Consider the following 20,532-nt stretch of genomic DNA (forward strand, 5'->3'; position numbering starts at 1 on the left):
TCGTGTCGGCGAACAGCTTCGACGCCCGCAGCACGCTGCGCGTGGGCGACGAGTCGTACGAGATCTTCAGGCTGGACAAGGTCGAGGGCTCTGCTCGCCTTCCCTACAGCCTCAAGGTTCTTCTGGAGAACCTGCTCCGCACCGAGGACGGCGCGAACATCACCGCCGACCACATCCGTGCGCTCGGCACCTGGGACTCCCAGGCCCAGCCCTCGCAGGAGATCCAGTTCACGCCGGCCCGCGTGATCATGCAGGACTTCACCGGCGTGCCCTGTGTCGTCGACCTCGCCACCATGCGTGAGGCCGTCAAGGAGCTCGGCGGCGACCCCGCGAAGGTCAACCCGCTGTCCCCGGCCGAGCTGGTCATCGACCACTCCGTCATCGCCGACAAGTTCGGCACGAAGGACGCCTTCGGCCAGAACGTCGAGCTGGAGTACGGCCGCAACAAGGAGCGCTACCAGTTCCTGCGCTGGGGCCAGACCGCCTTCGACGACTTCAAGGTCGTCCCCCCGGGCACCGGCATCGTCCACCAGGTCAACATCGAGCACCTGGCCCGTACGGTCATGGTCCGTAATGGCCAGGCCTACCCCGACACCCTGGTCGGCACCGACTCGCACACCACGATGGTCAACGGCCTGGGCGTCCTGGGCTGGGGCGTCGGCGGCATCGAGGCCGAGGCCGCGATGCTCGGCCAGCCGGTCTCCATGCTCATCCCGCGCGTCGTCGGCTTCAAGCTGACCGGTGAGCTCAAGCCGGGCACCACCGCCACGGACCTCGTCCTCACGATCACCGAGATGCTGCGCAAGCACGGCGTCGTCGGCAAGTTCGTCGAGTTCTACGGTGAGGGCGTCGCCGCCACCTCGCTGGCCAACCGCGCCACCATCGGCAACATGTCGCCGGAGTTCGGCTCCACCGCCGCGATCTTCCCGATCGACGACGAGACCCTGAACTACCTGCGCCTGACCGGCCGTGACGCCCAGCAGGTCGCGCTCGTCGAGGCGTACGCCAAGGAGCAGGGCCTCTGGCTGGACCCGGCCGCCGAGCCCGACTTCTCCGAGAAGCTGGAGCTCGACCTCTCCACGGTCGTCCCCTCCATCGCCGGCCCGAAGCGCCCGCAGGACCGCATCGTCCTCGCCAACGCCTCCCAGCAGTTCGCCCAGGACGTGCGCAACTACGTCTCGGACGACTCCGAGGCCGGCAAGGAGTCCTTCCCGGCCTCCGACGCCCCGGCCGTCTCCAACGGCGTCCCGTCCAACCCGGTCACCGTGACCGCCCCCGACGGCACGACGTACGAGCTCGACCACGGCGCCGTCACCGTCGCCGCGATCACCTCCTGCACCAACACGTCGAACCCGTACGTGATGGTCGCCGCCGCGCTCGTCGCGAAGAAGGCCGTCGAGAAGGGCCTGACCCGCAAGCCGTGGGTCAAGACCACCCTCGCCCCGGGCTCGAAGGTCGTCACCGACTACTTCGACAAGGCGGGCCTGACGCCGTACCTCGACAAGGTCGGCTTCAACCTCGTCGGCTACGGCTGCACCACCTGCATCGGCAACTCGGGCCCGCTGCCCGAGGAGGTCTCGAAGGCCGTCAACGACCACGACCTCGCCGTCACCTCGGTCCTCTCCGGCAACCGGAACTTCGAGGGCCGCATCAACCCCGACGTCAAGATGAACTACCTGGCGTCCCCGCCGCTGGTCGTCGCGTACGCCCTCGCCGGTTCGATGAAGGTCGACATCACCAAGGACGCGCTCGGCGTCGACCAGGACGGCAAGCCCGTCCACCTGGCCGACATCTGGCCGACCGAGGCCGAGGTCAACGACGTCGTCGCGAACGCCATCGGCGAGGACATGTTCAACAAGTCCTACTCCGACGTCTTCGCGGGCGACGCCCAGTGGCAGGCGCTGCCGATCCCGACCGGCAACACCTTCGAGTGGGACAGCGAGTCCACCTACGTCCGCAAGCCCCCGTACTTCGAGGGCATGACGATGGAGACCACCCCGGTCTCCGACATCCAGGGCGCCCGCGTCCTGGCGAAGCTGGGCGACTCGGTCACCACCGACCACATCTCCCCGGCCGGTGCCATCAAGGCCGACACCCCGGCCGGCAAGTACCTCACGGAGCACGGCGTCGAGCGCCGCGACTTCAACTCCTACGGCTCGCGCCGAGGCAACCACGAGGTCATGATCCGCGGCACGTTCGCCAACATCCGCCTGCGCAACCAGCTCGCGCCGGGCACCGAGGGCGGCTACACCCGCGACTTCACGAAGGAGGACGCCCCCGTCTCCTTCATCTACGACGCCTCGCGCAACTACATCGAGCAGGGCACCCCGCTCGTCATCCTGGGCGGCAAGGAGTACGGCTCCGGCTCGTCCCGCGACTGGGCCGCCAAGGGCACCGCGCTCCTCGGCGTCAAGGCCGTCATCACCGAGTCGTACGAGCGCATCCACCGCTCGAACCTCATCGGCATGGGCGTCCTGCCGCTCCAGTTCCCGGAGGGCCAGAACGCCGAGTCCCTCGGCCTGACCGGCGAGGAGACCTTCTCCTTCACCGGCGTCGAGGAGCTCAACAACGGCACCACGCCGCGCACGGTGAAGGTCACCACCGACACCGGCGTCGAGTTCGACGCGGTCGTCCGCATCGACACCCCCGGCGAGGCGGACTACTACCGCAACGGCGGCATCATGCAGTACGTGCTGCGCAACCTGATCCGCAACTAAGCGCCAGGGTGCAGTAGTTGGGGCCGCGTCCCGGGTTCGCCCGGGGCGCGGCCCCTTTCGTCGTCAGCCGGGTCCGGCGCTCTAGTTGCGCGTCTTTCTGCGGGCCAGCACCGAGAAGACGGTCAGGACCAGGCCACATGCGACGGCTATCGCTCCGAACACCACCGGGGGCGTATCACCAGTGGTCACACCGGCAATGCATCCCACCGCTCCTCCGGCGACCAGGATCGCGGAGAAAGCCAACGTCTTGTTGATGGCTTCGTTCATTGACCGATCTCCTTGGAGCGAGCTGTAGACCGAACTCCACCGAGTGCGCCGGCGAGGTAGTTAGTAGCTCCCACCTCTATGGTCATGGAGTTCAAGGTGCCCTGAGGGCTCCGGATGAATCTCGTGTCCCTACCGGCAGTTGCCGATGCCGAGAGGCCCACCGGCCCGTGAACGCCGCCGGCGCCGCGTCCGTCTCCGCCTGCTCGCGCTCCAGGTCGGCGTACGCGGTGTCGACCACGGCCTGCTCGGTGCACGACTTCCTGACGAGCTATCGGATCACCCTGCGCATGAAATGCGAGGGCCTGGAACCCGAGCAGCTGGCCACCCGGTCTGTTCCGCCGTCGATGTCACTGCTCGGCCTGATCCGGCACCTCGCCGAGGTCGAACGCGGCTGGCGTACCTGGCTGGGGTGGCCCGTTCGCCCTCCGGCGCGTTGTCGTTGTCGCGCAGGTCGTCGTCCGGGCCGGCCCACATGCCGGGGTGGACGGTGGCCTGTGTCCAGCGTCGATCACGTGTCGCGGCATGCCACGGGGCACACGGCGCGTGGAGGTGCGATGGGTTCTTCCGTCCGGCAGAGTCTGACCGAGGCAGCCGCCACCCGCGACGACAGGAGCACCACTCATGGCCGAGCAGTTGCTGCGCGTTCAGAACTTCAATGTGTCCGGTGACGGCTTCGGCGCGGGGGAGGGGCAGAGCCTGGAGCGGCCCTTCGGGCATGCCGATCCGGGCACCATGTTCGCCTGGTGCGGGGCCACCGCGAGCTGGCCGATGCGGACCGACCCGGGCGGCAGTCGCGGCCTCGACGACTACCTGACCCGGGACTACGCTCGCAACATCGGCGCCGAGATCATGGGCCGTGGCAAGTTCGGCCCGCAGAAGGGCCCTTGGGAGGATCACGAGTGGCAGGGCTGGTGGGAGGACGAGCCGCCCTTCCGGACGCCCGTCTTCGTGATGACCCACCACACCCGGCCCTCGATCACGCTCTCCGACACCACGTTCCACTTCGTCGACGCCGACCCGGCGACCGTCCTCGCTCAGGCGCGTGAGGCGGCCCGCGGCGAGGACGTCCGGCTCGGCGGCGGCGCCACCGTCATCCGCGAGTTCCTCGACGCCGACCTCGTCGACACCCTGCACGTGGCGGTCTCACCGGGCGTGAAGCTCGGCTCGGGATCGCGGCTGTGGGAGTCGCCGGACGAACTGCGCGACCGGTTCCACCTGGACGTGGTGCCGAGCCCGGGCGGCAGTGTCGTCCACCACCTGTTCTGGCGGAAGTGAACGCCGGGACAGCTCAGTTGCGGTACCGGTAGAGGATGCGGCCGCGTGTCAGGTCGTAGGGGCTGAGCTCCACCAGGACGCGGTCGAACGGCAGGATCTTGATGTAGTTCTTCCGGATCTTGCCGCTGATATGGGCGAGCACCTTGTGCCCGTTGGTCAGTTCCACTTGGAACGTGGCGTTGCGCAGGCACTCGGTGACCGTGCCCTCGATCTCGATACCAGGGTTTGTCTTCGGCATCAGTGAAGTACGACCTCCAGGTTGCTTCCGACGCGTTCCGCGCCGATGTCGTCGAACAGCGCGGCCGCGGCCGTGTTGGCCGCGCCGATCTCGGCCGTGGCCAGCAGGGTCCCCGACCGGTGCAGGGAGCCCAGTACGTCGGCCAGGAGCGCCCGCGCGATCCCGCGCCGGTGCCGGTCCGCCCGTACGGCGAGCAGCCCGATCCTCGGCTGCCGGGGGACCGGCGCCACCCGCATCAGGCCCACGTACCGGTCGCCCTCTGCGGCCACCGCGTACTTCGTCGGGTCGATCACGGTGGCGTCGTCGAGACGGGGCAGCACCTCGGCCGGCATCTCCCGCCAGCCGAGGGTGGCCTCGACCTCGGCCCGGATCGTACGGTCCAGTTCGCGCAGCGGGTCCTTCTCCGCCGCGCCGAGGGGGAGGATCGTCACGTCCTGTGGGGGCCGTGCCGTACCTAGCCCCGTGCGCGCCGGATCGGTGGGCACGCGGTACACGTGCTCGCTGCGCGCGGGCGCGAATCCCGCCTGTTCCCACCGGGACGCCAGCGCCAGGTCGGCCGCGTCGACCATCGTGTACAGCGGCCTCGGCAGCTCCGCCAGCATGGCCGTGGCCAGGCGGTCGAACGCCGTGTCCTGCCAGGAGTCGATGCTCAGGAACATCCGGCCGTCGTGCCTGCGCCAGGTCTCGCCCCGGCCGACCACCTGATCGTCCTCGAGCGCGTGCCACTGCCAGTCGGCGACGCGCGTGATCTCTGTCGTGTCCATAGGTCTCTGCCTCTCGGAATCGCCCAGTACGGGCGCTCCCGGCGACCTATGTCAGTGGCCGGCCCGTGAGAATGAGGAGAGCGCCCACGTGCGTACTGCGGTCATGGGTCCCACCTCCTCGGGCTGCATCACGGTTCGGCCCAGACATTAAGCGCCGCGATGCCGTCCCGTCCACGGATTTAAGCGCGGGGCAGCTCCAGGAAGGCGGCCCAGGCGCTCGGGGCGACTGTGAAGTGGGGGCCTTCGGTGTTCTTGGAGTCGCGGATGTGGATGGCGGTGGGGTGGGCGGCCACCTCGACGCAGGCTCCGCCTTCGCGTCGGCGGACACTTGAGGTGCAGGATCTCCTGCCGCTCCGGCAACGGCCGTCTGCCCTGCTCGTACGCGGCAATGGTCGACTCGGCGATCACCAGCCTGGCGCCGAGCGTCGCCTGGGTGTATCCGGCCGCCTTGCGGAACAGGGCGAGCAGTTCACCGACCATCCTCAACGCCGACGGATTCTTCGGCGGACGCTTCCCGGGGCTCATGACGGTCAATCTCCCCGACCCCACTCTCACTTCACCCCACTCCTACCCCGACAAAGAATCTGTCGGGGTCCACGGACTGTCCCGAGTGAATCACCCTCCGCGACATTGCCGCCCATGAACCAGGAATTCCGCGAACGCTTCTACCGCCGTGAACGTCAATCGGTGCCCGCCGCCCGCGACTTCACCGAGGCCCGGCACCCCCGCCGTCCCCGTCCCTGAGCGGAGCGGCACCGCCGAGAACGGGCGCGGGCTGCTCCTCGTGGAGGCGCCGGCCGACAAATGGTGCGTGGGGGAGCGGGACCCCGGCAAAGTGGTGTGGTGCGCGTTCGTGGCGGGAACGGCGCAGGCCCCGCCGGAAGATCCCGACGGGGCCCGCACCGAAGACGGCGGCTACGACAGCAGCTCCACCTCCGCCACCGTCGCCGCCCCACCGGTGAACACCAGCCGGTAGTGCTTGTACGAGCCCGGCGACGCGACCGAGAACGCCCGCGTCTGCTTGTCCCAGCCGAAGGACTCGCCGGACCGCTCGTCCACCGTCTTCCAGGACGTGCCGTCGGCCGACGCCTCCAGCTTCCAGCCCGCCGGGGCCTTCGCCTTGTCGTCCGACGTCAGCGTGTACTGCACGGCCTTCGTGCCGTCCGCCGGGACCGGCAGGTCCGCCGACTCGACGCTCGCCGACGTGGCCGAGGTGTTGTCGAAGAGCGGGCCCGAGCCGGTGATCGCGTCCTTGCGGGGTGAGGGCACCTTGTCGTCCTTGGTGATGGACGTCGGCGCGGCGTCCTTGCCGGTGCCCCACGACGACGGCTTGTCGCCCATGGCGAACTCGATGACACCGCCCTTGGCGACGACCGAGTTCGGCAGCGACGTCTTCGACCAGGTCTTGCCGTTGACCTTCACGCCCTGCACGTAGATGTTCTTCGCGCTGTTCTTCGGCGCCTTGACGACCAGGTCGCGGCCGTTCTCCAGGTGCAGCGTCATCTTCGTGAACTGCGGGGAGCCGATGGCGTATTCACCGCTGCCCATGACGAGCGGGTAGAAGCCCATCGACGAGAAGAGGTACCAGGCCGACTGCTCGCCGTTGTCCTCGTCGCCGTGGTAGCCCTGCCCGATCTCGCTGCCCGTGTACAGCCGGGAGAGGACCTCGCGGACCTTCTCCTGCGTCTTCCACGGCTGGCCGGCCGCGTCGTACATGTACGTGACGTGGTGCGCGACCTGGTTCGAGTGGCCGTACATACCCATCCGGACGTCCCGCGCCTCCGTCATCTCGTGGATGACGCCGCCGTACGAACCGGCCACGTCCGACGACCCGGTCTCCGGCGTCGCGAAGTACGTGTCGAGCTTCTTCGCCAGACCGTCCTTGCCGCCGTACAGGTTCGCGAGGCCCTTGCTGTCCTGGACCGCGGTGAACGCGTAGCCCCACGCGTTCGTCTCCGTGTAGTCGTAGCCCCAGATCGCCGGGTCGAAGTCCGCGGACTTCACCCGCCAGTCGCCCTTGGCGTCCTTGCCCTGGAAGAAGCCCGTACCGGCCGCCTTGTCGTCGAACATGTTGACGTAGTCACGGGCCCGGTTGAGGAAGTACTCCGACTCCTCCTTGTACTGCTCCTTGCCCGTCTTCTTGTAGAGGGCCTGGCCCATCTGTGCGATGCCGTAGTCGTTGAGGTAGCCCTCCAGCGCCCACGACAGGCCCTCGTGCGTGTCCGTGCTCGTGTAGCCGAGGAAGGGCGAGGTCTCCATGCCCTTGCGGCCCACACCCGACTGCGGCGGCACCACGGTCGCGTTCTTCACGGCCGCCTTGTACGCGTCCTCCGCGTCGAAGTCGACGCCCTTCACGTACGCGTCGGCGAACGCCACGTCCGATGACGTGCCGGTCATCAGGTCCGCGTAACCCGGTGACGACCAGCGGGAGATCCAGCCGCCGTCCTTGTACTGCTGCACGAACCCGTCGACCAGCTCACCGGCCTTCTTCGGCGTCAGCAGCGAGTACGCGGGCCACGTCGTGCGATACGTGTCCCAGAAGCCGTTGTTGACGTACGGCTTGCCCTCGACGATCTTCGCGCCGGTGTGGGTCGGGGTGTCCGGACCCGGCATCGGCGAGAACGGCGAGGCGTACTTGTACGTCGAACCGACCTTCTCGAAACCGGAGTTGGGGTACAGGTACAGCCGGTAGAGCGAGGAGTAGAGCGTGGTGCGCTGGTCCTCCGTGGCGCCCTCGACCTCCACCTTGTTCATCAGCGTGTCCCACTGGGCGCGCGCCGCGTTCTTCACCGAGTCGAACGAGCGGTGCTCCGGCAGCTCCTGGCGCAGGTTGTCCTTCGCCTGGTCGATGCTGATGAGCGAGGTCGCCAGCCGCAGGGTGACCGTGCGGTCCTTGCCCGCGTCGAAGGTGAAGTGCCCCTTCACGCCCGCGGATTCGGCGTCCTTGACCGGCTTGTCGAAGACGCCGTAGACGAACAGCCGCGTGGCGCCCGTCGACAGGCCGGACTTGACGTCCGAGTAGCCGGTGACGATCCCGTTGTCCTTGTCGAGCGTGAGACCGCCCTGCTCGGAGACGTTGTCGAAGACCACGCTCGCGTTGTCGCCCGGGTAGCTGAAGCGCAGCGCGGCCGCGTGGTCGGTCGGCGCCATCTCGGCCTTGACGCCGTTCTCGAACGTCACGCCGTAGTAGTACGGCCTGGCCGTCTCGTTCTCGTGCTTGAACGGCAGCGCGCGCCCGGTGCGGGACGTGTCCACCGTGGCCGCGGCCGACGGCATCATCTGGAACGTCTGCCGGTCACCCATCCACGGGCTCGGCTCGTGGCTCGCGGCCAGGGCCTCCATCGTGGGCAGGTTGTCCGCGTTGTTGTCGCGCGCGTAGTCGTACAGCCAGCTCAGCGAGCCCGCGTTGGTCACCGGCGTCCAGAAGTTGAAGCCGTGCGGGACGGCGGTCGCCGGGAACGTGTTGCCGCGGGAGAAGCCGCCGCTGGAGTTGGTGCCGCGCGTGGTGGACGCGTAGTCGCTCAAGTGCGCCTTGGGGCGCGTCCGTTCGGCCTGCGCGATGCTGATGTCGTCGAGCCAGCCGCGGAACTTCGCCGGCCCCTTCGCGGAGTCGTACGCGACCAGGACCCGGTCGATCGTCTTGCCCGCGGCGACCGACCCGATGCCCGACTTCACCGCGTTCCACTGGTTGACGTACAGCCGCTTGGCGTCACCCTGGCCCTGGGGGGTCAGCAGCCCGCCGTGGGAGTCGACGGCCTTCAGGTCGCTCAGATACGTGCCGTCGGTGAAGGCGAGATCCACGGAGACGTTCGTGGCGTCGTAGTCCCGGTCCCCGTCCGCCATCGACGGGAAGATCTTGTACGACAGCTCGGTGTCCCGCTGCACCGCCACATCGACGTCGAAGACCTTGTTGTACGAGTACGCCCGCCCGTCGCCCTTGTGCGTACCGGCGTAGCGCAGCGCGCGCTTGCCGGTGAAGCCGGCGCCCGCCTTGGCCGTCGGCGACCCGCTCGGGCCTCGGTCCACGAGCGACAGCATGTCCTCGGGCGCGGGCGACTGGTCGTCGCCGGTCGACAACTGGAGGTCGGCGAGCTGGGTGGCGTCGCTCGCGCCGTTGTTCTTCGTGAACTCGACGCGGAAGTGCGCGAATTCGGCCGGCTTCTCCAGCTTGTAGGTCTTCGTCTGGAACCGCTTGTCGAACGCCTCGCCGGAGCGCGAGTCGAGCGTCGTCCACTCCTTCCCGTCGGCCGAACCCTTCAGGGTCCAGTCCTTCGGGTCGCGCTCGGCGTGGTCGTTGGCGGACGTGAGCGCGTACTGGGTCACCTTGGCGGGCTCGTCCAGGTCGTACTCGACCCAGGCGGTCGGCGTGAACGCCAGCCACTTGCTGGTCGACTCGCCGTCGAGCAGGTTCTCCTTGGTCTCGCCGCCGCCCGCGTTCTCGTCGCTGGCACGGACGTCCGTGACGTGCCCGTTGACGTTGCCCGGGATGCCGCCGCTGTAGCCGCCGTCGACGCCGCTCGACCGCTTGCTGCCGTCCGGGGCGGTGTCGACCGTGTTCAGCCAGTCCGGAGCGGGCTGCCCCTCCTCGAAGGAGGAGCTGAACTCCTTGGCCGGCCGCGGCTTCTGTGTCGTCTGGGCGGCCGCGGCGCCTTGCCCGACCGCCGTCAGCACCAGCGCGGCCGCCCCCAGGGCCGCCGTGGTGGCGAGTCTGTGTCTGGATCGGATCGATCTGCCCTGCATGGGTGTGCACCCTCCCGGCGGTTCGACAACGTTGTCAGTTCGCTGCGTAAGGTCCAGTAGGGAGGTAAGTGGCTTGTGGTGTCAAGGGTGTTGGCGCGGACCGAGTGCGGGGCGCGCGGGTGCCGGGCCTGGACCGGGGCCCGGTGAGGGTGGGCGCGGCCGACGGGCTGCGGGCGCGGGTGCGGGGCCGGTGTCCGCGTCTGCCGGATCGTCGCAGGTCGGCAACTCCCCATGGGGGCCCGGCGGTGCGCGGGCGGGGGAGTCGCGTCGTCAGCCGGTGTCGGGCCGGCGTGTCTCGACGGTCAGCCGGAGTGTCTCGATCTCGTCCCATCCCTGGGCGGCGAGCCTTTCCTGGAAGGCGAGTTCGGGGTTCGCCAGCACCCGTAGGTGCTGGGGCGGGGTGAGGCTGCGCGCCAGGGCGACGAGGGTCTCCAGGGCACTGTTGGCGAGGTAGTGGACCTGGGTCAGATCCACGGTGATCTCTTCGGCGGTGCGGCTGTACTCGGTCACGGCAACGGCCAGAGAGGCTTTGTGGGCGCCGACGACCTCGCCGAACAGGCGCACGCCGGCGGCGTGATGGAGGGGGGTGATGAGGAGCAGGTCGTCGACGAAGTAGCCGCGCATGGAGGGTCCCGGGGTCATGGGGAGAGGTGCCGTACGGCGAAGGTGAGGGTGGGTCTCGGTCACCCGTGGGCCTGGTGGTGCTCATGGTGCGGGATCGGGTTTCCGCGTAGGACAGTCGCTGACGTGCGGGCCTCCTCGGGCCCGAGTGATCGTCGGACGGTCGGTACCGCACTGACGGCCACGTGCAGTCCGCGGACTGCTACGAAGCGTACTCCCACGAGGTGTGTCCCGATAGTCCCGCAGAGTCGTGGTACGGCCACGGAGATGCCGGGCCCGGCGGCTGCGCGGTGCCGCCCCCGATACCGGCCCTCAGGTGATGGCGCTCCGATCATGTCCCCTTCTTTGTAAAGCAGTTGAGGCTGTCTCGCTTCGCCGGTGCGGCGGGGACCTCGTACGCGTCCGATCCCTCGTCCGGCGCCGGCCGTGGACCCTGCTCCGAGCCCGACGTGCGACCGTCGTCCCGCGAAGGGCCCGGGCCGGCGGTCACACACTGTCGCGGTGCGGGGCGGCTGCCGCGTGCATCCCGCAGACGCGCTCGACGAGAACACCGGGACAAATGGAGGAAGCTGCCCGGCGCGTACGACGGGAGAGGTGTGGTCCCGCGGGTACGCCCTCGCGGATACGCGGAGCCACGTGGACGTGGCCGGAACACACCCTATGAACGGGTGCCACTCGTTCATTGCCCGAACGCACGGTGCCCCGGGATGCCCGACAGCGCGGTATTCGCCATGCTCGTCCCCAGCTGAACGCGTCGGTGACTTCCTGCCCGCGCTATACCACTACATCCCTTGTAGGCAACGGAGTTGGAAAGATCGACATCTGTAGGGCTGCGGCTTATTTCCGGGAGGTCTCAACTCGGAAAAGACCGGCGTCCAAACCTGCATTCGATCTTGCCCAGCTCACAGGGAGTGGACTATACCTGTCGGCGTCCGGCCCGGCCCGAGTTCAGGCCACGGCCGGGCCCGGGGGGCGGGGGATTCGGCGGGGCGCGGTCAGCGGCCCGGCATCCGTGTATTTCCAGCTGTCCCGGAATTCCTGGTACCACCCAGCTCCATCTGCGTTCCCCTTTCAGGAGGGGACAACACAGCACATCACCGCGGTGCCGGGGAGGATCCGGTTCACCGCCTGAGTCCTGGAGAAGGCGAGGACTTGAGCATGGGATCCACCCCCGGCGTAGGCCATCGCGATCTGACCGAGCGGAGCGCGACCGTCGCTCCGGCCGCGGCGACCGTCTATCCGGCATCGCTCAGCTGATCACCGTCGGAGCCGCCGAGCGGCTCCGGGACGGCAGCAAGAACGCCCTGATGCGCATTCCCGCAGACCTCTCCGGCGGGGACCGGCACCAGGGCTCGCTCGATGAGATGTGCGGCCGACGCACGGCCGACCTGGCCCGGCAGCCGCACACGCAGCAAACCCGTACAGATCCATTCGATCAGTGAGGATGCAGAGATGACCATTCGTGCCGGCTCTCTTGACAGGCGGACGCTCCTGCGCGGGGCGATCGCGACCGCGGCCATGGGTTCGTTCGCTGTTGCGTGTGGCTCTCCCTCCAGCAACGACGACGGGGACAGCGGCCCGAAGGGCAAGAAGGACGCCAAGAACCCGTTCGGCGTCGCCGCGAACTCCAAGGTCGACGCGGCCATCTTCGACGGCGGCTACGGCACCGACTATGTCGACTACGTCAACCAGGTGGTCGGGAGCCAGGTCAAGGGTCTCAAGGTCCAGGTCAAGCCGGTCGTCGACATCGCCCCGGAGCTCCAGCCCCGGTTCGTCGGCGGCAACCCGCCGGACCTCATCGACAACTCCGGTGAGGACCAGATCGGCTTCCTCGGCATCCTCGACCAGCTCGAGGAGCTCGACGACGTCTTCGAGGCCAACACCTACGAGGGCAAGAAGATCGCCGACATCGTCTACCCCGGCGTCAAGGCCCCGGGGACGTTCAAGGACAAGTTCGTCGCGCTCAACTACGTGATGACGGTGTACGGCGTCTGGTACTCCAAGACGCTGTTCGAGGAGAACAGCTGGACCCCGCCGAAGACGTGGGACGAGGCGCTCGACCTCGGCCAGAAGGCGAAGAAGAAGGGCAAGTACCTCTTCGTCCACGGCAAGGAGGCGGCGACCTACTACCGCACGCTCCTGATCGACTCGGCGATCAAGGAGGGCGGCGACGAGGTCCGGCTCGCGCTGGAGAACCTGGAGAAGGGCTGCTGGTCGCACCCGGCCGTCCAGGGCGTCATCAAGGTCATGGAGACCATGGTCAAGCAGAAGATGTTCGTCCCCGGTGGCTCCGGCACCCAGTTCCAGAAGGCGCAGGCGATCTGGAGCAACGACCAGAAGGCGCTGCTCTACCCGTCCGGTGGCTGGATCGAGAACGAGATGAAGAAGGCCACCAAGGCCGACTTCCAGATGACCGGTTTTCCGTCGATGACGCTCACCGACAAGCCGAAGCTGCCCTACGAGGCGATTCGCGCGGCCGCGGGCGAGCCGTTCATCGTGCCCAAGCAGGGCAAGAACCCGGCCGGCGGCAAGGAAACGCTGCGGGCGATGCTGTCCGAGAAGGCGGCCGCCAACTTCTCCAAGACGAAGCTGGCCCCGACGATCGTCAAGGGCACCGTGCCCGCCGACGGCTACGGCTCGTCCGCCCTCGTCTCGCAGACGAAGATGCTGGAGGCCGCCGGCACCAACATCTTCACCTACAACTTCGTCGAGGCCTACGGGATGAACACGGACCAGTTGGTGCCGTGGAACTCGTTCCTGGCCGGCGACATCGACGGCAAGGGCCTGACCTCGGCGCTGCAGAAGATCTCCGACAAGGTCCGGGAAGACGACTCCGTCGACAAGATCAAGGTCAGCTAGCACTGCGATGAAAGACAAGATCACCACCTCCGACACCGCGAGCCGCCGGCCGACGCCGGCCGCTCGCGGTGGGCGGCCCCGGCGCCGCAAACTCACCTTCGACCGGGTGACGTTCTTCCTCGCGTTCCTCGGTATTCCGCTGACCATCTTCGTGCTCTTCGTCCTGTACCCCTTCGTGCAGGCGATCTTCTGGGCGATGACCGACTGGCGCGGCTTCAGCCCGGACTACAACTTCGTCGGCTTCGACAACTTCACGAAGATGTTCCAGGACGACATCTTCCTGAAGGCGTTGCGCAACGTCGCGTTGCTGGCGGTCTGCGTGCCGTTGGTGACATTGACGCTCGCCCTCGGGGTCGCGGTGGCCATCACCCTGGGCGGGCCCAGCAAGGGCCCCGTCCGGGGAATCCGGGGAGCGTCCTTCTACCGGATCATCTCGTTCTTCCCCTACGTCGTGCCGGCGATCATCGTCGGCCTGATCTGGGCGCAGATGTACGACCCGAACGCCGGCCTGCTCAACGGCATCCTCACCGGGATCGGCCTCGACGGGTTCGACAAGTTCGCCTGGCTGGGCGAAACGGTGAGCGCGATGCCGGCCCTGATGTTCGTCATCGTCTGGGGGCTCGTCGGGTTCTACGCGGTGCTCTTCATCGCCGCGATCAAGGGAGTTCCCGGCGAGCTGTACGAGGCGGCCAAGATCGACGGAGCCGGCCGGTTCCGGACGACGATCTCGATCACCCTGCCGGCGATCCGGGACAGTGTGCAGACCGCGTACATCTACCTGGGCATCGCCGCCCTCGACGCGTTCGTCTACGTACAGGCGATGTTGCCGGGCGGCGGCCCGAACAACTCGACCCTGACGATCAGTCAGCGGCTGTTCAACGTAGCCTTCGCCAAGCAGCAGTTCGGATACGCCACCGCGATGGGCGTCGTCCTCGCCGTCGTCACCCTTGTGTTCGCGGCGCTGGTGTTCCTCGTCAACCGTCTGACGGGTGGCGGCGAGAACGAGAGCAAGAAGAAAGCGCGTGGGTTCGGGGCTCGGCGTGCAGGAGCCAAGGGAGGTGCCCAGTGAGCGCCGTAGCTGCCGACCGGAAGCCGGTGAGTGACCGGAAGCCGGCGAGGGACCGGAAACTGACGAGAGCCGCCGCGAGCAGCGACCGCAGGTTCGCGGTGATCTCGCACACCCTGCTGATCCTGTGGTCCGTGATCGTGATCGTCCCCATGCTGTGGGTGCTGGTCTCGTCCTTCAAGTCGACCAGCGAGATCCTTTCGTCGCCCTTCAAGCTGCCGCATCGCTGGCGGTTCGAGAACTACGCGCACGCGTGGACCGACGCGAACATCGGGAAGTACTTCCTGAACTCGGTGATCGTCGTGGTCTGCGCGCTGTTCCTGGTGATGCTGCTCGGCGCGATGTGCGCCTACATCCTGGCCAGGTTCGAGTTCCCCGGCCGCCGGCTGATCTACTACGTGATGCTCGCCGGGCTGACCTTCCCCGTCTTCCTGGCGATCGTGCCGCTCTTCTTCCAGCTGCAGAACTTCGGGCTGCTGAACACGCGTCCGGGGCTGATTCTCACCTACGTCGCGTTCGCGCTGCCGTTCACGATGTTCTTCCTCTACTCGTTCTTCCGGTCTCTGCCGCACGACGTCTACGAGGCGGCGTTGATCGACGGTGCCGGTGACTGGCGGGCGTTCTTCCAGGTGATGCTGCCGATGGCCCGTCCGGGCATGGCGGCGGTGGCGATCTTCAACTTCCTGGGCCTGTGGAACCAGTTCCTGCTGCCGGTGGCGCTCAACACCGACCAGGACAAGTGGGTCCTCACCCAGGGGATGTCCGCCTACGCGTCCTCGCAGGTCTACGACATCGACTACGGGGGTCTGTTCGCGGCCATCGTGATCACGGTGGTGCCCGTCCTGATCGTGTACATCATCTTCCAGCGGCGGATCGCCGGTTCGGTGTCGCAGGGCACCTTCCGCTGACGCCCGTCACGTACAGGGCCGGCCCCGGAGAGACACCTCTCCGGGGCCGAACCCTTGTGCGCGCCCGCTGGAACCGATTTCTGTCAAGGGCTTGACGCCACAGGTGCCTTCAGCGGAGCTTGGAGTTCATAACTTGTACAAGGGCCAGTCACCCGGTGTGACATCGGCCAGGGGCAGAGGTGGAGAGTCAATGGAGACTCCGGGGTCGCAGTCGTCGCTGCACCGGGCCAATCTGGAGCGGGTCGTACGCGCCGTGCGGCTCGCCGGTTCGCTCACGCAGGCGGAGATCGCGCGGACGACGGGTCTGTCCGCGGCGACGGTCTCCAACATCGTCCGGGAGCTCAAGGACGGGGGAACCGTCGAGGTCACGCCCACCTCGGCCGGGGGGCGCAGGGCCCGCAGCGTGTCGCTCAGCGGCGACGCGGGCATCGTGATCGGCGTCGACTTCGGGCACACGCACCTGCGGGTGGCCATCGGCAACCTGGCCCACCAGGTGCTCGCCGAGGAGTCCGAGCCGCTGGACGTGGACGCCAGCGCCGCGCAGGGCTTCGACCGCGCCGAGGAGCTGGTCGAGCGCCTGGTCGCGGCGACCGGCGTGGACCGCTCGAAGGTGGCCGGCGTCGGGCTCGGTGTGCCGGGCCCCATCGACGTGGAGAGCGGCACGCTGGGCTCCACGTCGATCCTGCCGGGCTGGACCGGCACCAAGCCCGCCGAGGAGCTCAGCCGCCGCCTGGGTGTGCCCGTGCACGTCGACAACGACGCCAACCTGGGCGCGCTCGGCGAGCTGGTCTGGGGGAGCGGGCGGGGCGTGCGGGACCTCGCGTACATCAAGGTGGCCAGCGGCGTCGGCGCCGGGCTCGTGATCGAGGGCAAGATCTACCGGGGGCCGGGCGGCACCGCGGGGGAGATCGGGCACATCACGCTGGACGAGTCGGGCCCGGTGTGCCGCTGCGGCAACCGCGGCTGCCTGGAGACCTTCACGGCCGCCCGCTACGTGCTGCCGCTGCTCCAGTCCTCCCACGGCACCGATCTGACCATGGAGGGCGTCGTACGGCTCGCCCGCGACGGCGACCCGGGCTGCCGCCGGGTGATCGCCGACGTGGGCCGGCACATCGGCTCCGGGGTCGCGAATCTCTGCAATCTGCTCAACCCCAGCCGGGTCGTCCTGGGCGGCGATCTGGCAGAGGCCGGAGAGCTGGTCCTGGGGCCCATCAGAGAGTCCGTGAGCCGCTACGCGATCCCGAGTGCCGCCCGCCAACTCTCCGTCCTTCCTGGGGCGTTGGGGGGCCGTGCGGAGGTGCTCGGGGCGCTCGCCCTGGCGCTCAGCGAGATGGGCGATTCGACCCTTTTGGACGGTTCTGTCCCCACCGCTACACCTGCCTTCACTTAGAGAACGCATGACACCGTTGCCATCTCGTTAAGGATTTACTCCTTGACGCTGGGGTTGCGGCCGAGTTGACTTCCAGCCACCTCGGCCGCAACGTCGCGGCCTCGTCAGGGAGGTTTCTGAAGTGAACACGCGTATGCGTCGTGCCGCCGTTGCTTTCTGTGCCACCGCCATGGCGGTCTCTCTCGCCGCCTGTGGCAGCGCCAAGGAGTCCACCGACAAGGGCGACGGCGACAAGTCGAGCGCCAAGAAGGGCGACGACATCACTGTCGGCCTGCTGCTGCCGGAGAACCAGACGGCGCGCTACGAGAAGTTCGACAAGCCGATCATTGAGAAGCAGATATCCGAGCTGACCAATGGCAAGGGCAAGGTCGAGTACCTCAACGCCAAGCAGGACGCGACCCTCCAGTCGCAGCAGATCGACACGATGATCACCAAGAAGGTCGACGTGCTGATCCTCGACGCGGTCGACTACAAGGCCGTCGCGGGCGGTGTGAAGAAGGCCAAGGACGCGAACATCCCCGTCGTCGCGTACGACCGCCTGGCCGAGGGCCCGATCTCCGCCTACACCTCGTTCGACAACGAGGAGGTCGGCAAGACCCAGGGCGAGGCGCTCCTGAAGGCCATGGGCTCCAAGGCCACCAAGAGCAGCAAGATCGTGATGATGAACGGCGCGATCACCGACCCGAACGCCGCCTTCTTCAAGAAGGGCGCCCTCTCCGTGCTCAAGGACAAGGTGACCATCGCCAAGTCCTACGACACCAAGGAGTGGAAGCCGGAGAACGCCAACACCAACATGGAAGGCGCGATCTCCGCGATCGGCAAGGACAAGATCGACGGCGTCTACTCCGCCAACGACGGCATGGCGGGCGGCATCATCACCGCCCTGAAGGCCGCCGGCCTGAGCAAGCTCCCGCCGGTCACCGGCCAGGACGCGGAGCTCGCGGGTGTGCAGCGCATCGTCACGGGCGACCAGTACATGAGCGTCTTCAAGTCGTACCCGCAGGAGGCCGAGACCGTCGCCAAGATGGCCGTCTCGATCGCCAAGGACGGCGAGCTCGACAGCTCGCTCGCCACGGGCACCGTCGACAGCGGCACCGAGAAGGGTGTCCCGTCGGTGATCGTCCCGGTCGTCTCGCTGACCCAGGACAACATCAAGGACACGGTCGTCAAGGAGGGTTACTACACCCTCGACGAGATCTGCTCGGCCAAGTACAAGGCCGCGTGCGACAAGATCGGTCTGAAGTAACCCCCTTGTCCTGCACGGGACTTGCGCACCTTTCCCGGTAGCGCTCCTGTGTAAGCACGTCCGGCGCCCTGTCGCCGACAGCCCCGCAAGCTCAACGGCGGGGCGCCGGACGGAACACACCCCCCTCAGTCTTCTCTTCTGTTCAACCTCCCGCCGGGTCAGGCCTTTGGCGGCGAAGGAGATGGTTCACGTGTCCGCTACGCCCGTGCTGGCGTTGCGCGGGGTCTCCAAGCGATTCGGTGCCGTCCAGGCGCTCACCGACGTAGAGCTTGAGGTCCACGCCGGTGAGGTGGTCGCCCTGGTCGGCGACAACGGTGCCGGAAAGTCCACCCTTGTCAAGACGATCGCCGGTGTGCACCCCATCGATGAAGGTGTCATCGAGTGGGACGGCAAGGCCGTCGCGGTCAACAAGCCGCACGACGCCCAGAACCTGGGCATCGCGACCGTCTACCAGGACCTCGCGCTGTGCGACAACATCGACGTCGTCGGCAACCTCTTCCTGGGGCGCGAGATCAAGCGCGGGTTCGTCCTCGACGAGGTCGAGATGGAGCGCCGCTCGCGTGAGCTGCTCCAGACCCTGTCGATCCGCATCCCCAGCGTGCGCATCCCGATCGCCTCGCTCTCCGGCGGTCAGCGCCAGGTCGTGGCCATCGCCCGCTCCATGCTCGGCGAGCCCAAGCTGGTCATCCTCGACGAGCCGACGGCCGCCCTGGGTGTCGAGCAGACGGCGCAGGTCCTCGACCTCGTCGAGCGCCTGCGCGAGCGCGGCCACGCGGTCATCCTCATCAGCCACAACATGGCCGATGTGAAGGCCGTCGCCGACAAGGTCGCCGTTCTGCGGCTCGGCCGCAACAACGGTGTGTTCGAGGTCAAGACGACCTCGCAGGAAGAGATCATCTCCGCCATCACCGGCGCCACGGACAACGCCGTGACCCGTCGTGCGGCGCGCAGCAACGCGGAGGCTCAGAAGTGAGCATCGACAAGACGCAACCGAAGCAGCCCCCCGTGGACACCGCCCCCGCCGCGGCCGGCGCCGCCGTGACCGCCGTCGACCCCCGCCTCCTCGTGCGCGAGCAGGGCTTCGCCGGCTACCTCAGCGAGTTCAAGCGCAAGGTCAAGGGCGGTGACCTGGGTGCCATCCCGGTCGTCATCGGCCTGATCGTCATCTGCGCGATCTTCCAGAGCCTCAACTCGGCGTTCCTGGGCGCGGAGAACCTCAACAACATCTTCGTCGCCATGGTGGCCACCGGCATGATGTCGGTCGGCATCATCTTCGTGCTGCTGCTCGGCGAGATCGACCTGTCCGTCGGCTCCGTCTCCGGTGTCTCCTCGGCGATCACCGCCGTGCTGAGCGTCACGCACGGGATGAACGAGTGGCTCGCCGTCCTCGTCTCGCTCGCCGCGGGCGCGGTCATCGGTGCCCTGCACGGCTTCTTCTTCGCCCGGGTCGGCGCCCCCGCGTTCGCCGTCACCCTGGCCGGCCTGCTGTTCTGGAACGGTTTCATGCTCCAGATCCTGGGCTCCAACGGCACGATCAACCTCGACAGCGACGGCGTGGTCGGCAAGCTCACCACGTACTACTTCTCGGACGTCGCCGCCGCCTACGGCCTGGCCGTCGTCGCGGTCCTCGCCTACTTCGTGCCGAGCTTCCTCGCCAACCGCCGCCGCGAGGCCGCGGGCATCCCGTCCCGCCCGCTGAGCGACCTCCTGGTGCGTACGGTGCTGCTCGCCGTCGGCGTCTTCGGCGTCGCGGTCATCTTCAACCAGTACAAGGGCCTGCCGCTCGCGGTGCTGCTCTTCGCGATCGTCCTGGTCGGCAGCGACTTCGTGCTGCGCCGCACCTCGTACGGCCGCAAGGTCTTCGCGCTCGGCGGCAGCGTCGAGGCGTCGCGCCGTGCCGGTATCAACGTCACGGCGGTCCGGATCTCGGTCTTCGCCATCGCGGGCCTCTTCGCGGCGGTCGGCGGCCTCTTCTGGGCCTCCAAGATCGCGGCGGCCAACCAGGGCGCCGGCTCCGGCGACCTCCTGATGAACGTCATCGCCGCGGCCGTCATCGGCGGCACCAGCCTCTTCGGCGGCCGGGGCCGCACGTGGAACGCGCTGCTCGGTGTGCTGGTCATCACGTCGATCCAGTACGGCCTGGCCCTCCAGGGCATCGCCACCCCGATCCAGTACATGATCACCGGTGGTGTGCTCCTCGCCACGGTCGTCATCGACTCGATCACCCGCAAGACCCAGAAGTCGGCCGGCCGCGCCTGACGGCTTCTGACGGTTTCCCACCGGGTTCACCTGGGCTGACTGTGCCCGGCGTCAAGGACGACGCCGGGCACAGTCATGCCCGCGCACAGCCCCGTAGGAACGTGTGTTCCCCTGGGGTGGGGCCGATCGCGTGACAAGGAACGCACAGCCCGCCCGCCGCCTGCGACGGCGGAACATTAGAC

At 67.9% G+C, this 20,532-nt stretch carries 14 protein-coding genes and 4 pseudogenes; 11 read left to right on the plus strand and 7 right to left on the minus strand.

Features of this window, described 5'->3' with window-relative positions:
- Positions 1-2 precede the first annotated feature (2 nt).
- Positions 3-2,717 carry an aconitate hydratase AcnA gene (gene acnA, locus ACVHNB_RS10295; RefSeq protein ID WP_428951689.1) on the plus strand — a complete coding sequence of 905 codons (2,715 nt, stop codon included), beginning with the start codon at positions 3-5 and terminating at the stop codon, positions 2,715-2,717.
- An 81-nt stretch (positions 2,718-2,798) separates the two neighbouring features.
- Here acnA and ACVHNB_RS10300 read toward each other — a convergent pair whose 3' ends face one another.
- A complete protein-coding gene (locus tag ACVHNB_RS10300; RefSeq protein WP_428951688.1) occupies positions 2,799-2,984 on the minus strand; it encodes a hypothetical protein in 186 nt (61 codons plus the stop codon).
- Positions 2,985-3,229: 245 nt separating this feature from the next.
- On the opposite strand from ACVHNB_RS10300, the pseudogene ACVHNB_RS10305 reads away from it, so the two are divergent.
- Positions 3,230-3,391 (plus strand): annotated as a pseudogene (locus ACVHNB_RS10305) (mycothiol transferase); the annotation flags it as partial.
- Between the two features lie 214 nt (positions 3,392-3,605).
- Positions 3,606-4,259, plus strand: a complete 654-nt coding sequence (locus ACVHNB_RS10310) for a dihydrofolate reductase family protein (RefSeq protein WP_428951687.1) — start codon at positions 3,606-3,608, stop codon at positions 4,257-4,259.
- 13 nt (positions 4,260-4,272) lie between these two features.
- Here ACVHNB_RS10310 and infA read toward each other — a convergent pair whose 3' ends face one another.
- The 4 genes and pseudogenes from infA to ACVHNB_RS10330 all read right to left on the minus strand — a co-directional run.
- Complete coding sequence (gene infA, locus ACVHNB_RS10315; RefSeq protein WP_365569308.1) at positions 4,273-4,497, minus strand: translation initiation factor IF-1; 225 nt, start codon at positions 4,495-4,497, stop codon at positions 4,273-4,275.
- Entirely contained in the window at positions 4,497-5,261 is a 765-nt protein-coding gene (locus ACVHNB_RS10320; RefSeq protein WP_428951686.1) for a GNAT family N-acetyltransferase, read from the minus strand. The genes infA and ACVHNB_RS10320 overlap by 1 nt, the downstream gene beginning before the upstream one ends.
- Positions 5,262-5,440: 179 nt before the next feature.
- Positions 5,441-5,593, minus strand: a pseudogene (locus ACVHNB_RS10325) (DUF397 domain-containing protein); the annotation flags it as partial.
- A gap of 67 nt (positions 5,594-5,660) precedes the next feature.
- A pseudogene (locus ACVHNB_RS10330) lies at positions 5,661-5,786 on the minus strand (transcriptional regulator); the annotation flags it as partial.
- Between the two features lie 232 nt (positions 5,787-6,018).
- Between ACVHNB_RS10330 and ACVHNB_RS10335 the strand changes: the two are divergent.
- A pseudogene (locus tag ACVHNB_RS10335) lies at positions 6,019-6,114 on the plus strand (ATP-binding protein); the annotation flags it as partial.
- 62 nt (positions 6,115-6,176) lie between these two features.
- On the opposite strand, the gene ACVHNB_RS10340 reads toward ACVHNB_RS10335, so the two are convergent.
- A complete protein-coding gene (locus ACVHNB_RS10340; protein WP_456227875.1) occupies positions 6,177-10,001 on the minus strand; it encodes a GH92 family glycosyl hydrolase in 3,825 nt (1,274 codons plus the stop codon).
- Positions 10,002-10,271: 270 nt separating this feature from the next.
- Positions 10,272-10,643 (minus strand): STAS domain-containing protein, encoded by a 372-nt coding sequence (locus ACVHNB_RS10345; protein ID WP_428951684.1) that lies wholly within the window; start codon positions 10,641-10,643, stop codon positions 10,272-10,274.
- 1,497 nt (positions 10,644-12,140) lie between these two features.
- On the opposite strand from ACVHNB_RS10345, the gene ngcE reads away from it, so the two are divergent.
- The 7 genes from ngcE (at position 12,141) to ACVHNB_RS10380 (ending at position 20,350) form a co-directional block, all read left to right on the plus strand.
- On the plus strand, positions 12,141-13,481 hold the full coding sequence (gene ngcE, locus ACVHNB_RS10350) for an N-acetylglucosamine/diacetylchitobiose ABC transporter substrate-binding protein (RefSeq protein WP_456228862.1): 1,341 nt from the start codon (positions 12,141-12,143) through the stop codon (positions 13,479-13,481).
- Positions 13,482-13,488: 7 nt separating this feature from the next.
- Entirely contained in the window at positions 13,489-14,550 is a 1,062-nt protein-coding gene (locus ACVHNB_RS10355) for a carbohydrate ABC transporter permease (protein ID WP_428951683.1), read from the plus strand.
- Positions 14,547-15,455 (plus strand): carbohydrate ABC transporter permease, encoded by a 909-nt coding sequence (locus ACVHNB_RS10360; RefSeq protein ID WP_428951682.1) that lies wholly within the window; start codon positions 14,547-14,549, stop codon positions 15,453-15,455. The genes ACVHNB_RS10355 and ACVHNB_RS10360 overlap by 4 nt, the downstream gene beginning before the upstream one ends.
- Positions 15,456-15,645: 190 nt before the next feature.
- On the plus strand, positions 15,646-16,845 hold the full coding sequence (locus ACVHNB_RS10365) for an ROK family transcriptional regulator (protein WP_428951681.1): 1,200 nt from the start codon (positions 15,646-15,648) through the stop codon (positions 16,843-16,845).
- Positions 16,846-16,978: 133 nt separating this feature from the next.
- Entirely contained in the window at positions 16,979-18,091 is a 1,113-nt protein-coding gene (locus tag ACVHNB_RS10370; protein WP_428957507.1) for a substrate-binding domain-containing protein, read from the plus strand.
- Between the two features lie 181 nt (positions 18,092-18,272).
- Positions 18,273-19,064: an ATP-binding cassette domain-containing protein gene (locus ACVHNB_RS10375; protein ID WP_428951680.1), complete on the plus strand. Its 792-nt coding sequence runs from the start codon at positions 18,273-18,275 to the stop codon at positions 19,062-19,064.
- Entirely contained in the window at positions 19,061-20,350 is a 1,290-nt protein-coding gene (locus ACVHNB_RS10380) for a sugar ABC transporter permease (RefSeq protein ID WP_428951679.1), read from the plus strand. The genes ACVHNB_RS10375 and ACVHNB_RS10380 overlap by 4 nt, the downstream gene beginning before the upstream one ends.
- Positions 20,351-20,532 lie beyond the last annotated feature (182 nt).

The sequence above is a fragment of the Streptomyces sp. YJ-C3 genome (assembly GCF_053891275.1).

What these genes read in the sequence shown, in the direction of transcription:
- ACVHNB_RS10300 (WP_428951688.1), bottom strand. Translation starts at nt 2,984, where the DNA reads ATGAACGAAGCCATCAACAAGACGTTGGCTTTCTCCGCGATCCTGGTC.
- ACVHNB_RS10310 (WP_428951687.1), top strand. Translation starts at nt 3,606, where the DNA reads ATGGCCGAGCAGTTGCTGCGCGTTCAGAACTTCAATGTGTCCGGTGAC.
- infA (WP_365569308.1), bottom strand. Translation starts at nt 4,497, where the DNA reads ATGCCGAAGACAAACCCTGGTATCGAGATCGAGGGCACGGTCACCGAG.
- ACVHNB_RS10320 (WP_428951686.1), bottom strand. Translation starts at nt 5,261, where the DNA reads ATGGACACGACAGAGATCACGCGCGTCGCCGACTGGCAGTGGCACGCG.
- ACVHNB_RS10340 (WP_456227875.1), bottom strand. Translation starts at nt 10,001, where the DNA reads ATGCAGGGCAGATCGATCCGATCCAGACACAGACTCGCCACCACGGCG.
- ACVHNB_RS10345 (WP_428951684.1), bottom strand. Translation starts at nt 10,643, where the DNA reads ATGACCCCGGGACCCTCCATGCGCGGCTACTTCGTCGACGACCTGCTC.
- ngcE (WP_456228862.1), top strand. Translation starts at nt 12,141, where the DNA reads ATGGGTTCGTTCGCTGTTGCGTGTGGCTCTCCCTCCAGCAACGACGAC.
- ACVHNB_RS10355 (WP_428951683.1), top strand. Translation starts at nt 13,489, where the DNA reads ATGAAAGACAAGATCACCACCTCCGACACCGCGAGCCGCCGGCCGACG.
- ACVHNB_RS10365 (WP_428951681.1), top strand. Translation starts at nt 15,646, where the DNA reads ATGGAGACTCCGGGGTCGCAGTCGTCGCTGCACCGGGCCAATCTGGAG.
- ACVHNB_RS10370 (WP_428957507.1), top strand. Translation starts at nt 16,979, where the DNA reads ATGCGTCGTGCCGCCGTTGCTTTCTGTGCCACCGCCATGGCGGTCTCT.
- ACVHNB_RS10375 (WP_428951680.1), top strand. Translation starts at nt 18,273, where the DNA reads ATGGTTCACGTGTCCGCTACGCCCGTGCTGGCGTTGCGCGGGGTCTCC.